The following is a 13539-nucleotide window of genomic DNA, read 5'->3' on the forward strand; positions in this document are numbered from 1 at the left end:
GGGTGCCAGCACTCCGCACCGAGCGGTTCACGGCGAGATCAGGCGGCTGAGGGGCCGGAGCTGCCCGGGCTGGCGTGCCACAGTCGCCGGGGCGGCGTGACGATGGCCGGCCCGAGGTCGGAGTAGGGCGACAGGCGGAAGCCGTTGGGGTATTCGATGCTGCGCCCGCTGACCCCCTCCAACTGTTCGTGCTCCTGGGCGAGCAGCGCGCGGACCGCGTCGATCCCCTGGGCGCGCCACAGCGCGTCCAGGTCCGCCAGGTTCCAGCAGTCCACCGCCCGCATCGACACCGCCCGCGTGCCCGTGCGCCGGACCACTCCCTTGGCCAGCAGGAGCCACGACCCGAAGACGGTGGCCGCGCACCGCCCCTGCACCGACTCGAAGAACGTCAGGTCGATCGGCCCGGTCGAGTCGTCGAGCGTGGTGAAGATGACGCGCTGGCCCGAGCGCACGGCAGGCGTCTGCGTCGCCACCTTGACCCCCGCCACCAGCACCTCAGCCCCGTTGCGCTGCGCGAGAAGATCCTTGGAACGTACCACCCCGAGCAGGTCGAGCAGCTCGTCGTGGAAGCTGATGATGTGCCGGCTGACGTCGATGCCGAGGATCTCCAGCTCGGCCTGGACCATCTCCGCCTCCGTCATCTCGGGCAACTCCCCCGGCGGCAGGTGCTCGGTGAAGCCCAGCGGGAGCTGTACGGAGGGCTTCTCCGGCGGGGAAGGGCGCGCGGAGGTGTAGCGCTTGGACGTGCGCGGACCGGACCGCACGCCGCTCGACGAGGCCCGCTCCAGCGCGCCGACCTGGGCGATCAGGTCACGCCTGGTCAGCTCGCCGGGCCGCCAGCGCGGCCCGCCCGGGTGCAGGTCGTGCAGCGCGTCCAGGCCGCCGACCTGGACGATCCGCTCGATCGTGGGCCGCGAGGGGCGGGCGCGGTCCCAGAAGTCGGCCAGCGACGTGTACGGCTGCCCGGCGACCATCCGCTCGACCTCCGCCTCGCTCACCCCCTTGATCGCCGAGAACGGCACGCGCAGCGCGTACCCCTTGCCGATCTCCCCGATCCTGAACTCCACCCGCCGGCCTTCCGAAGAGCGCGCGCGGACCCGGGCGCGCGGCCCGAGCCGCTCCACCTGCCAGTCCTTGCCCGACTTGTTGATGTCGAGCGGCAGGATCTTGATCCCGCACTGCCTGGCCTCGTCGATGATGACCCGCGGCGGGTACATGCCGGGCTCGTGCGTGAGCACCCCGGCGAAGAACGCCGCCGCGTGGTGCCGCTTCAGCCAGGCCGACTGGTATGTGGGCAGCGCGAACGCCGCCGCGTGCGCCTTGCAGAACCCGAACGCCCCGAACGCGTCCAGCACCTGCCAGGCCCGCTCCACGGCCGCGTCGTCGAAGCCGTTGGCCTGGGCCAGGGGGACGAACGCCCGGCGCACCCGCGCGCGCCCCTCCGGCGTGTCGAGCGTGCGCCGCAGCTTCTCGGCGTACGACAGGTCCCGCCCGGTCATCTCCGAAATGATCTTCAGGACCTGCTCGTGGAACACCACGACGCCGTGCGTCTCCTTCAGCGCCTCCCGCAGCCGCTCGTGCGGGTAACGCGGCTGCCGCCACCCGTGCCTGGCCTCCAGGTAGGGGGTGACCATGTCGGAGTTGACCGGCCCAGGACGGAACAGCGAGATGTCCACGATCAGGTCGTGCAGCGTGCGCGGCTCCAGCTTGGCCACCAGCTCCCGCTGGCCCGGCGACTCGATCTGGAAGCAGCCGAGGGTGCGGGCGGCGCAGATCATGTCATAGGTGGTCTGGTCGTCGTGCGGGACGTACTGGATGTCCGGGTCGTCGCCGCGCTGGGTGTCCAGCTCGACCACGACGTCGTCCACGCGTTTGATCTCGTTCAGCGCGTACGCCATCGCGGACTGCATCCGCACGCCCAGCACGTCGAGCTTGAGCAGCCCGGCCTCCTCCACGTCGTCCTTGTCGAACTGCGACATCGGGAACTCCAGCAGGCTGCGCTCCACCGGCGTCCGGTCCCGCAGCCCCATGTTGCCGATCAGCACGCCACACGGGTGCAGCGCGATGTGCCTGGGCAGGCCGTCGAGCTTCTCCGCCAGCCGGAACACCCGGTCCAGGCCCGCCTCGTTGAGCCGGCTGTCGCGCAGCTCGGGCAGGTCGTGCAGCGACGCGGTGATCTGCTTGGCCCTGATGTGCGGGAACGCCTTGGCGACCGCGTCGATCTCGTGCGGGGGCAGGCCCATCGCGGCGGCGACGTCGCGGATGGCGCTGCGCGCCCGGTAGGTCTCCATCATGGACACGCAGGCCACGCGGGCCTCGCCGTATTGGTCGAAGATGGCCTTGTAGCAGTCGAGGCGGCGGGCCGACTCCACGTCGACGTCGATGTCGGGCAGCCCGATGCGGCCTTCGGACAGGAACCGCTCCATGAGCAGGCCGTGGTCGAGCGGGTTGACCTCGCCGATGCCGATGAGGTAGTTGACCAGGCTGCCGGCGCCCGAGCCGCGGATGGCGCAGCGGATGCCCATGCCGCGGATCATGTCGGTGATGCCGGCCACGGCGATGAAATATCCGGACAGGCGCTTCTTCTCGATGATGGCCATCTCGTCCTGGAGACGCCGCCCGGCGTCGGCCGAGCGGTCGAGGCCCCGCCTGATCAGCCCGTCCTCGACGCGGTGGCGCAGCAGCGGCACCGGGTCGCGGCCGATCTCGGGCAGGTGCAGGTTCGGCGGGTCGTTGCGGAGCGCGAGCAGGTCCAGCGGCTCCATCGAGCACGCCTCGGCCAGCCGCCTGGTCGTGTACAGCAGCCGCGCCACCCGCTCCTGGTCCGCGCCGCAAACCTTGGCCGCCACCTGCCACATCTCCTTGGTGCTCTTGAGGTAGGCGTGCGAGGTGGTGCGTTCGAGGTGTCGGGGGTGCAGCGGGACAAGCTGGCGGGCCGCGTCGAGCACGTCGCCGACCTGGTGATCGGCCGGGTCCAGGTAGCGCGCCGCGTTGGTCAGCACGGCGGGCACGCCCATGGACTCGGCCAGGCCGAGCATGCGTACGGCCGTGCCGGCGTCGCGGTAGCCGTATTGGTCGACCAGCTCGATCACGACGCCGGGCACCGTGGATCGCCACAGGCCGAGCAGCGTCCTGGCCTGCTCGTCGCGCCGCTCTGCCACCGCGCGGCCCACATCGGACCTGGGGCCGAGCAGCACGACCAGGCCGTCCTCGGCGCCGAACCCGTGGTCGCCGGCCTCGCCGGCCCATTCGCCGATCAGCTCGCGAGTGACCTCCGGTTTGCCCCGTTCGCCCGCGTAGTGAGCGGCCGTGACCAGGCGGCACAGGCGTGACCAGCCGCGGCCACGGGCCAGCACGGTGATCCGGTCCTCGGCGTTCGGCCCGGTCTTGGGGCGGGGGGCGGGAATGCCGGGAAGCAGCGACGGGGGCGGGGTGGCGAGCGCCAGGTTCACACCGAGCACCGGGGCGATCCCGGCCGCGGCGCACGCCAGGGCGTGCTTGATGGCGCCGTAGAGGCCGTCGCGGTCGGTCAGCGCCAGGATGTCCATGCCGAACTCGGACGCCCGGCTCACCAGCGCCTGCGGGAAGGCGGTGCCGTAGCGCATGGAGTAGGCGGAGCACACGTTGAGGTGCGGGAACGGGGGCGCCATCAGTCCCACGCCCTCAGCAGCAGCCAGCCGTTGCCGGCGGTGTCGTAACGCAGCTCGTAGGAGCCGACCTCGCGCCCCGGGCTGGCCTCCACCCGCCAGAACTGGCGCTCACCGGGATCGCCCTCGCCGGTCTTCCACCACTCGCGCGCGACCACCCAGTGGTCCAGGACACGGCGAACGAGATAGAGCCGGTCGCGCCAGACGAACTGGGTCGGCTCCCCGTCCCTGGTCCACACCTCTATCGGATCGCCATAGAGTCTGCTCAAGTCGCTTCTCCCCGCGGCTCTGGTCCTCTGTCTGAGCCACCCGGGGGAAGGCGGGCGCTTATAACTCGAACATATGTTCTCCGGCCCTAGATCGCAAGTCGATCGCCTGCCGCACGAGCGGGTTCGCGCCAATCGAGTTGCGGATGCTGAAGGCCACGCTGCCTGCGCGGTAACGGTCGTCTGAGGTCTCCACGGGGCGGCCCTCGTGAGTGGTGGTGGTCCTGCGCTGGCGTAGCAGCGGGCTGCCGCGGCGCACCCCCAGCAGGCGGGCGTCCTGGACCCCGGCGGAGACCGCGTCGATGAGGTGCTCGCCGTAGGCGAACACGAGCCCGATCGCCTCGTACAGCGCCTCGGTGACCGACTCGCAGTCGGCGGGCAGCCCCTCGACGGCCGGGGCCACCCACTCGGCGTACACCGTGCGCTCGACGAGGACGGGCTTGCCCTCCAGTGTGCGCAGACGCAGCACCTCCAGCACCTCGCCACCGCCCAGCCTGGCCGACTCGGCGGCGCTCGCCCGGCGGCGGTGCTGCTCGATCACCTGGCCGCCGAAGCGGTAGCCGCCCGCGCGCGCCCACTGCGCGAAGCTGTGCAGCTCGGCGAAGCTCTGGCTGTGCGCGGCACCGAGCACGATGCGCCTGGCGCCCTGTCTGGAGCCGACCAGCCCCTCGGCGAGCAGTACGGCCACCGCCTGCCGCACGGTTCCGCGCGCCGCGCCGAAGCGCCCGGCCAGCTCGGCCTCGCTGGGGAGCTGGGAACCGACCGGGTAGGCGCCGGAGAGGATCTCCTCCCGCAGCTCATCGGCGATCAGTTCATAGCGCGCAACCAAGTCCGCCCCCTCCCATTCACGAAAGAGCAACATTCATGCGACTTACTGGTGCTCGCTTGTTTGTACAAGTTCCCCTAGTTTCTTTCCACACCCCCTGCACAGTGGAGGCGTTGTGTTCACATCTCGCGCCCGCGCGGCCGGCGTTGCCGCCGCCCTTACCGTAGTCACCGCGGCCTGCGGCGCCGCTCCCGGCACCCAGGCCACCACCCAGGCGTCACAAGGCGGCGTCAACGCGGCCACCGCCACCTCCGCCGCCGACTTCGGCGGCCTCGACAAGCTCGTCGAGGCGGCCAAGAAGGAGGGCAACCTGCACGTCATCGCCTTGCCGCCGAACTGGGCCAACTACGGCGAGATCATCGAGAAGTTCCAGGCCAAGTACGGCATCAAGATCGAGAGCGAGACCCCCGACGCGGCCAGCGCCGACGAGATCAACGCCGTGAAGACCCGCAAGGGCCAGGACCGCGCCCCCGACGTGCTGGACCTCGGCCAGTCGTTCGCGCTCAGCGGCGCGGCGGAGGGGCTGTTCGCGCCGTACAAGGTGCAGACGTTCGACAAGATCCCCGAGGGCCAGAAGGACGCGACCGGGCTCTGGGTCAACGACTACGGCGGCTACGTGTCGATCGGCTGCGACGCCAAGAAGATCACCACCTGCCCGACCAGCTTCGCCGACCTGCTCAAGCCCGAGTACAAGGGCAAGGTCGCGATGAACGGCAACCCGACCAAGGCGGGCTCGGCCTTCGCCGGCGTGTACGCCGCCGCCCTGGCCAACGGCGGCTCGTTCGACGACATCCAGCCCGGCATCGACTTCTTCAAGAAGCTGAACGCGGCCGGCAACTACAACCCGGTCGAGACCACCCCGGCCACCATCGAGAAGGGCGAGACCCAGATCAGCATCGACTGGGACTACAACAACGCCGCCTACGCACCCCAGATGACGGCCAAGGGCATCGACTGGAAGGTCAACGTGCCGACTGACGGCAAGTACTTCCAGATGTACGCCCAGGCCATCAACAAGGACGCCCCGCACCCGGCGGCGGCCAGGCTGTGGCAGGAATACCTCTACAGCGCCGAGGGCCAGAACCTGTTCCTCAAGGGCTTCGCCCGCCCCGTGCTGCTGCCGACGATGACCGCCGACGGCACCGCGGACAAGGCGCTGGCCGAGAAGCTGCCCTCGGTGGACGGCTCGCCCACGTTCCCGACGACCGCGCAGGTGGACGCGGCCAAGGCCAAGCTGGCCAGCGGCTGGGACGCCGCGATCTCGGGATGAGCCGGTCGCGTTCGCGGGGCTGGCTGGGGGCGCTGCCCCTCCTGGCGTTCTTCGCGCTCGTCTTCGGCGTCCCCGCCATCGCTCTGGTGGCGGGGGCGTTCACCGCTGAGGGGCGGCCGAGTCTGGCGAACCTGGCGCAGAGCCTGCAGGGCGGCTACCTCACCGCCATGATCGGCAGCGTGCGGCTGTCGGCCGTGGTCGCGCTGCTGGGGGCCGTGCTGGGCACGTTCCTCGCCTACGCCGTCGTGACCTCGCGTTTCACGCTGCTGCGGGAGGCGGTGCTGACGGCCTCCGGGGTGCTGGCCAACTTCGGCGGGGTGCCGCTGGCGTTCTTCTGGATCGCCACGCTCGGCAACTCGGGCGTGGTCAGCGGCCTGATCGGGCTGCCGTCGGGCTCGCTCTACACGCTCTGGGGCCTGGTCGTGGTCTACCTCTACTTCTCGATCCCGCTGATGGTGCTGGTCATGGCCCCGGCGCTGGACGGGCTGCGGCCGCAGTGGCGCGAGGCGGCCGCGAACAACGGCGCCACCGCCTGGCACTACTGGCGCTTCGTGGCGCTGCCGGTGCTGACGCCGTCCATGCTGGGCGGGGTGGTGCTGCTGTTCGGGTCGTCCTTCTCCGCGTACGCCACCGCCAACGCCATGGTCGGCACCGTCGTGCCGCTCGTCACCCTGAAGATCGCCAGCGCCCTCACCGGCGACGTGCTGATCGGCTACGAGAACATCGCGCTGGCGCTCAGCCTCGACATGATCGTGGTGGCCGGGCTGGTGATGGCGATCTACCTGCCGCTGCAGAGGAGGAGCTCCCGATGGCTGCACTGACCGGGCTGGAGCGGGTCTCCGGGGGTTCCGCGCGGCCTCGGGTCTGGCGTGGCGTGGTGTTCCTGCTGGGCGCCGCCTACTTCCTGATCCCGCTCGGCGCCTCCTTCTGGTACACGGTCTACACACCCGTCGAAGGGGTGTCGCTGTCCGCCTACGGGGAGTTGCTGACGGCCGACGGGTTCGTGCGGTCGCTGCTGCTGTCGCTGGGGCTGGCGGCCGCCACCATCGTGCTGGTGCTGCTGCTGTCGCTGCCCGCGATGCTGGCCGTGCGGCTGTTCGCGCCGCGGCTGGGGCCGGTGATGGAGGTGCTCTGCACGCTGCCGCTGGTGGTGCCGCCGATCACGTTCGTCGCCGGGATGGGGACGTCGCTGCGGGTGGGGACCGACGTGCTGGCGCCGACGCCGTTCTGGGGCACGATCATCGCGGTGCAGGATCCAGGGTTCCCCGTGGTCCTGGTGCTGGCGTACGTGGTGCTGGTGCTGCCGTTCGTCTACCGGTCGCTGGACGCCGGGCTGCGGACGATGGACGTGCGGACGCTGGTCGAGGCGGCGCGCAATCTGGGCGCCTCGTGGCCGCAGGTGTTGTTCCGGGTCGTCGTGCCCAACCTGCGCTCGGCCCTGGCCAGCGCGTCGTTCCTGACGCTGGCGCTGGTGCTGGGCGAGTACACCGTCGCCAGCCTCCTGGGGTACGCGCCGTTCGCCGTGTGGATCGTCACCGTCAGCGGGTCCGAAGGGCAGCTCTCGGTCGCCGTGTCGATCCTCAGCCTGCTGCTCATCTGGCTGCTGCTGCTGGCCGTGTCCACCGTTTTCGGTAGGGAGAAACAGAAATGACCGCATCGGTGGAGTTCCGCGGGCTCCGGCGGGAGTTCGGCAAGACGGTCGCGCTGGACGGCCTCGACCTGATCATCGCGCCCGGCGAGTTCGTCGCCCTGCTCGGGCCCTCGGGCTGCGGCAAGACGACGGCGCTGCGGTGCGTGGCCGGCTTCGAGCGGCCGGACTCGGGCGCGGTGCTGGTGGACGGCAAGGACATCACGAACGTCCCCGCCAACAAGCGGGACGCGGGCATGGTCTTCCAGTCCTACTCCCTCTTCCCCAACCTCAACGCCCGCGACAACGTCGCCTTCGGCCTGCGGGTACGCAAGGCGCCCGCGGCGGTGCGGCACGCCAAGGCGGACGAGCTGCTGGAGCTCGTCGGGCTCCCCCAGCACGCCGACCGCTACCCGCACCAGCTGTCCGGCGGGCAGCAGCAACGCGTCGCCCTGGCCCGCGCGCTCGCCCTGGAGCCGCGGGTGCTGCTGCTGGACGAGCCGCTGTCGGCGCTGGACGCCAAGGTACGTGTGGCGCTGCGTGAGGAGATCCGCCGCCTCCAACTGGACCTCGGCATCACCACCATCTTCGTCACCCACGACCAGGAGGAGGCCCTGTCGGTCGCCGACCGGGTGGCGGTGCTGCGTGACGGGCGGCTCGAACAGGTGGGTTCGCCGGCCGAGGTCTACGACCGGCCGGCCACGCCGTTCGTGGCGGAGTTCGTCGGCACGATGAACCACCTGGCCGGGCACGTCACCGGGGATCAGGTGTCCGTGCTCGGGCAGCTCCTGCCCGTGGACGGGGCCATTCCCGCGGATCCGTCCGTGGACGTGCTGATCCGCCCGGAAGCGGTGCGGGTCGTCCCGGACGAGGACGGGGCCGCCGAGGTGGTCACCGCGTCCTTCCGCGGCGCCTCCGTACGGCTGCGGCTGGCGGTGGAGGGCGGGGAGGTCCTCGCGGACGTGCCCGGGCACGAGGCCGCCACGCTCGGGCCCGGCACGCGGGTCGCGGTCCGACTGGTGGAGCGGCCGGTGCTGGTGGCCGCCCGCACGGTCACGGTCCCCGTACCCGTCGTGGCCGCCGATGCCGTCTGACCCCGGCGGCGGCCGACCTGACCGGCCCGGCGCTCCGTTCCCGGCCCCCAAGCCCAGCTCGCCCCCCGCCGAGCCCGCAGGGCGTGGGCCGGACGCTGTGCTGCTGGACATGGACGGGACCCTCGTCGACACCGAGGGACTGTGGTGGCAGGCGGCCGCCACCGTCGCCGAGTCCCTCGGCCGCCGCCTGAGCCCGGCCGACGTGCCGCACGTGCACGGTCACACAGTCGAGGACGTGGCCGCTTACCTGGTGCGGGACGAACCGCCCGGGCCCCCGATCCCGGACGATGTGCCCCGACGCGCGATCCCGGACGACACGGCCGGGCGGGCGTTCGGCGCGGTGGCCGGGCGGCTGACCGACGCCTTCGCCGACCGGGTCGCGGCGGATGTCACGCTCATGCCCGGCGCCCGCGAGCTCCTCGACGGCCTGGCCGCCGCCGCCATCCCGACGGCGCTGGTCACCGCCTCCCCGCGGCGCGTGGTCGATCTGGTGCTCCCCCGCCTGGACCACGCGTTCGACCTGGTGATCACGAACGAGGACACGGCTCGCGGCAAGCCGCACCCGGACCCCTACCTGGAAGCCGCCCGGCGGCTCGGCGCGACTCCGGCACGCTGCGTCGCCGTCGAGGACAGCCCGGTAGGCGTCGCGTCGGCCAGGGAGGCGGGGTGCCGCGTGCTCGTGGTGGAGCCGGGGAACGGCCTGCCGTCGCTCGACCGCGTACGAGGGGTCTGCGCCGAACCGGGCCGTGTCGGTAAGCTTGCCCGCCGTGAGTGGTAAAACCTCCCACATCGGGCGCTACAGATTGCTCAGCGTGCTGGGCCGAGGCGGGATGGGCACGGTCCATCTCGCCGAGGATCCCGCCGGGCAGCAGGTCGCCGTCAAGGTGATCAACCCCGAGCTGACCCAGCACGAGCAGTTCCGCATGCGCTTTCGCAGGGAGGCCGACGCCGCGCGGCGGGTGCGCAGGTTCTGCACGGCCGCGGTGCTCGAGGCCGCGCTCGACGGCGACCAGCTCTACGTGGTCACGGAATACGTGCCAGGACCCAACCTCGAGCAGGCCGTACGCCAGTCGGGCCCGCTCCGCGGCTCCAGCCTGGACGCGCTGGCCGTCGGCGTGGCCACCGCGCTCACCGCCATCCACGGGGCCGGAGTGGTGCACAGGGACCTCAAGCCGTCGAACGTGCTGCTGTCCCCGGTCGGCCCGCGCGTGATCGACTTCGGCATCGCCCGGGCGCTCGACACGCTGGGCGGTGTCACGGGCACCGGCGAGCTGATCGGCACGCCCCGCTACATGGCGCCCGAGGTCCTGCGGGGCGACCCGGTCTCGCCGGCCTGCGACGTGTTCTCGTGGGGATCCCTGATCGCCTTCGCCGCCAGCGGGCGGGCCCCCTTCGGCGGGGACACACTGCCGGCGATCGTCTACCAGGTGCTCAACACCGAGCCCAACCTCGACGCCGTCGACCCCGGCCTGCGCGAGCTGGTCGCGGCGGCGCTGCGCAAGGACCCGGCCACGCGGCCCACCGCCCAGCAGCTGCTCGACCACCTCGTCGGGCGGTCGGCCGGCCCTGAGCAGGCCGCGCACACCGTGCAGGTGGCCTGGCAGCAGGCCACCGCGGCGTACACGGAGGTCCGGCCGGAGAAGAAGGCGGGCCGCGGCAAGCTGTACGGGGCTGTCGCGGGCGCCGCCGTCCTCCTGGCGGGCGCCGGCGTAGCCGCCTGGAGCGTGCTCGGCCCGAGCGGCCCACCCGATCTGGGCGTGCTCTACGCGGAGGACTTCACCCAGACCTCCGGCGGCTGGAGCGGCACCTACGATCCCGAGGCGTCCAGCAGCTACGGCTACCGCACCGACGGCACGTACGGGCTGGATGTGGAGAACGGCTACGAGGAGCGGTGGGCGAAGGCGCCCATCCCCTTCCTCGTCGCCACGCCCACGACCACGCCCGATCCCTCGGCCACGCCGACCCCGATGTTGCCCTCGAGCGTCGTCGTCGGCGTCACCGCCGACGTCAAGCGATCGTCGGGCACCGGCGAATACGGCGTCTACTGCCATAACTCCGACGATGACGACACCTACTACGAGTTCGGGCTCGACACGAAGGGGATGGCCAGGATCCGGCGCATCGTCGACGGGGCGGGCGGCACGCTGGCCCAGCCGGTCCCGGTCGACGACGTGATCGGCAAACCGGTCCGCATCGTGGCCTCCTGCGAGCAGCGCGGGTCGGCCGTGCGGCTGACGATGTGGGTGAACGACAAGCAGATCCACGAGGTGGACGATCCCAACGGCATCGGCAACGGGTTCGTCGGCCTGTTCGCGCGCACGCCGAAGGGCAGCGACTCGGTGCTGAAGACCACGTTCGATGACTTCGAGCTGCGCGGCGGAAAGAGGAGTCCTAAGAGCTATCCCGTAATGGAGAGATAGTCCGGTCCGCGGGCACGTCTGTCCGGCGTGGTCCCCGGCCCGTGGGGTGCGGGTGGGGTCTCATCCGGGGTCGGCGTGGCACGGGTTGCGGAATTTCGCCGAGCAGAGGCCGTGCCCGTTCCCCGTGGTGGGGTGTGGGGGTGGCTGCCGCGTGACCCGCGTCCGCCACCGTCGAGACGGCGGTGGTGGGGGTGGGGTCGATCGCGGTTGACTCGGACAGGGCTTCTTGCAGCCCTCGCGTGGTGTAGCTGGTGAGCAGCCGCTCCGCGTGGGAGTAGTCGACGCGGGCGGTGGCCGGGTCGGCCGGGTCGCTGTGGGTGACGCAGGAGGCCAGCAGCGCCGAGATCAGGTCGCGGGGTGCGGTCAGGCCGCAGGCGGGGCAGGCATGGGTGCGTTCCCGCAACGATTTGGGGACGCGGGCGCCGCAGGGGCAGTGCTGCGACATGGCGGTTGTCATGGTGGAGGCGCGCAGCAGCGTGCCGCCCGCCGCGATGGCTTCCCGTTCGATCGCGGCGATGAGCTGGCCGGGGGTGAATGCGGCGACCGACCGGCCCCACAGGCGGAACCAGGTGCGGATGTCGCAGTCTTCGACGACCAGGCGGGGGCCGTGGAGAGCGACAAGGTCGGCGGCGACCTGGCGGGCTCGGGCTTTGCGGGCGGCCGTCCGGGTGGCGGCGGCGGCCGCGTGCCGGCCGCGCAGACGCTGGTAGCCGGCCGACAGGGTGTCGGTGTGGTAGGCGTTGCGGGGTTTCCCGGCCGCGGTCGCCACCCGCGCCCCACGGGGGAGGGCGATGTGGCGGGCGGGCAGGCCGGCCTCTTGGCGGCGGCGAGCGCGTTTGGCTTGCTGTCTGGACGGCTCGTACCGGTCAGGGTTGCTCGCGCGGCGGGAGCGATCCAGGGCCCGGGAGCGCCGTTTGGCTTTGCGCAGATCGTGGGCGAGGCGGGCGTGTTCGGCGGGGGTGAGCGTGACCTGGTTGGCGTGCAGGGGCCCGTCATCCGGGTTACCGGTGGCGGGGGCGGAGACGATCGACAGGTTGGAGACGTTGCCGTCGATCCCGGCCCGCCGATCCAGCCCCGCCGCTTGCGCGCGGCGCTGGCGGGTGGCCGGGCTGGCATATCCGGTGTCGAGGATCATCAGATGGGCCTCATAGGTCCAGCCGCCGGGCGCGGACGGGTGGCGGCGGCGGACGAGGTCGATTTTGTGCCACAGCTCAGGCCGGTTCAGGTAGTGGGCCAGGTAGGGCGCTCGTCCCGCGCCCTGGGGGAGGCGGACGGGCAGCACGAGGTCACCGCGGCCACCGCGCGGTCCGCCAGTGTAGACGATGGTCAGGGAGCCGGTGTGGTCCCACCAGGACGCGGGCCGGGTACGGGTTCTCCCCGTGGTCACGCTCCCGGTGGTATTGGTGCTCGTGGTGGCTGTGCTCGATGTGGTTGTGAGGGTGATGCGGCCGGTGGGGGCACTCGGCGGGCGAAGGCGCCGCGGCTGGGCGAGCACCGAGGCCCTCGGCGGGAGCGCCAGCGCCGCTGCCACCCCCGCCCCCGCCTCTGGCGCCGACCCGGATACGGGGGTCAGGTGGGAGATGAGGTCTGGGTGTGGGTAAGCGGCCAGATGCCCGTCCAGGGTGCCGTGCAGGCGGAAGGTCTCCCATTTACGCGCCGTGGTGTGGGAGCGGGCCCGGCCGGGGATGCGGGTAAACGTCCAGAACGAACCGGTCTTCGGCCGCCCGGCGCGTTTGCCGCTGCTGTCGGCGGACAGGTGCCGGTCCACCCCGGTCCACACCTCGTCGGCCAGGTGCAGGGCGAGAGCCTTGGTCAGGTGGTGCAGCAGATGCCCGGAGTTGTCCAGATGGGCGTAAGCGGTGTGTTCCAGAGCGGTGCGGGTCAGCCCGAGCGTGGTCCGCCACTCCTTAGGGTCGGCCTTGCGGCGGCAGGTGCCCGCCCAGTAAGCGTCGACCCGGGCGCGGGCGTCACGCTGCAATGCCCGTTTCAACGACCAAGCGGCGGCAAACAACTGCTCGACCCGGTCGCGAGTCTGCGGGTCGTCGACGATCAGAGGCAAGCGGATCACCGAGACCGGCTGGTCCTTGTCGCGTTTCCAGGCGCGGGTCTTGTTCTTGCCCCGAAACCGGCGATGCGCCGGCTGGGCAGGAGGTGACGCCGGCGAGGACGGGACTGTCTCACAGGTCACTTGGCGCTCTTGCGTCACGCTCACATCACCTAGCGTGACACACACGTTCGGTAACCGTCCAGCAAATATTCGGGAACATGTTCGCATGTCGGCCCAGCCCGACCGAACCCGATCGCGATCTTTAGCCGAAGCCGAAGCCGAAGCGTTGGCGATTGTGCCGGTCTGGCGGCATCACGCGTTCACAGGTGAGTGTTACCGTGC

At 71.5% G+C, this 13539-nt stretch carries 10 protein-coding genes; 6 read left to right on the top strand and 4 right to left on the bottom strand.

Going from position 1 to position 13539, the window contains the following annotated elements:
• Positions 1-38: 38 nt before the first annotated feature.
• Genes Q9G87_RS06265 through Q9G87_RS06275 form a run of 3 tightly spaced genes read right to left on the bottom strand, consistent with a single transcriptional unit; the run spans position 39 to position 4742 of the window.
• Entirely contained in the window at positions 39-3650 is a 3612-nt protein-coding gene (locus Q9G87_RS06265; protein ID WP_305915237.1) for a DNA polymerase III subunit alpha, read from the bottom strand.
• Positions 3650-3916: a DUF6504 family protein gene (locus Q9G87_RS06270; RefSeq protein WP_305915238.1), complete on the bottom strand. Its 267-nt coding sequence runs from the start codon at positions 3914-3916 to the stop codon at positions 3650-3652. Before Q9G87_RS06270 ends, Q9G87_RS06265 begins: the two co-directional genes overlap by 1 nt.
• Before the next feature lie 58 nt (positions 3917-3974).
• Positions 3975-4742: a GntR family transcriptional regulator gene (locus Q9G87_RS06275; RefSeq protein ID WP_305915239.1), complete on the bottom strand. Its 768-nt coding sequence runs from the start codon at positions 4740-4742 to the stop codon at positions 3975-3977.
• Between the two features lie 112 nt (positions 4743-4854).
• Between Q9G87_RS06275 and Q9G87_RS06280 the strand changes: the two genes are divergently transcribed.
• The 6 genes from Q9G87_RS06280 to Q9G87_RS06305 are packed head-to-tail and all read left to right on the top strand — an operon-like array spanning position 4855 to position 11150.
• The gene (locus Q9G87_RS06280; protein ID WP_305915240.1) at positions 4855-6009 is read left to right on the top strand and encodes an ABC transporter substrate-binding protein; all 1155 of its coding nucleotides are present in this window, start codon (positions 4855-4857) and stop codon (positions 6007-6009) included.
• Positions 6006-6830, top strand: a complete 825-nt coding sequence (locus Q9G87_RS06285) for an ABC transporter permease (protein ID WP_305915241.1) — start codon at positions 6006-6008, stop codon at positions 6828-6830. The genes Q9G87_RS06280 and Q9G87_RS06285 overlap by 4 nt, the downstream gene beginning before the upstream one ends.
• Positions 6818-7660: an ABC transporter permease gene (locus Q9G87_RS06290; protein ID WP_305915242.1), complete on the top strand. Its 843-nt coding sequence runs from the start codon at positions 6818-6820 to the stop codon at positions 7658-7660. Before Q9G87_RS06285 ends, Q9G87_RS06290 begins: the two co-directional genes overlap by 13 nt.
• Positions 7657-8730, top strand: coding sequence for an ABC transporter ATP-binding protein (locus tag Q9G87_RS06295; protein ID WP_305915243.1), 1074 nt, complete (start codon positions 7657-7659; stop codon positions 8728-8730). Before Q9G87_RS06290 ends, Q9G87_RS06295 begins: the two co-directional genes overlap by 4 nt.
• Positions 8720-9508 carry an HAD family hydrolase gene (locus Q9G87_RS06300; protein ID WP_371825741.1) on the top strand — a complete coding sequence of 263 codons (789 nt, stop codon included), beginning with the start codon at positions 8720-8722 and terminating at the stop codon, positions 9506-9508. Before Q9G87_RS06295 ends, Q9G87_RS06300 begins: the two co-directional genes overlap by 11 nt.
• Positions 9498-11150 carry a serine/threonine-protein kinase gene (locus Q9G87_RS06305; protein ID WP_305915244.1) on the top strand — a complete coding sequence of 551 codons (1653 nt, stop codon included), beginning with the start codon at positions 9498-9500 and terminating at the stop codon, positions 11148-11150. Before Q9G87_RS06300 ends, Q9G87_RS06305 begins: the two co-directional genes overlap by 11 nt.
• Here the strand turns inward: Q9G87_RS06305 and Q9G87_RS06310 are convergent.
• Entirely contained in the window at positions 11122-13362 is a 2241-nt protein-coding gene (locus tag Q9G87_RS06310; protein WP_305915245.1) for a hypothetical protein, read from the bottom strand. The genes Q9G87_RS06305 and Q9G87_RS06310 overlap by 29 nt on opposite strands.
• Positions 13363-13539: the final 177 nt, after the last annotated feature.

Source organism: Nonomuraea turcica (genome assembly GCF_030718205.1).
Lineage (GTDB): Bacteria > Actinomycetota > Actinomycetes > Streptosporangiales > Streptosporangiaceae > Nonomuraea.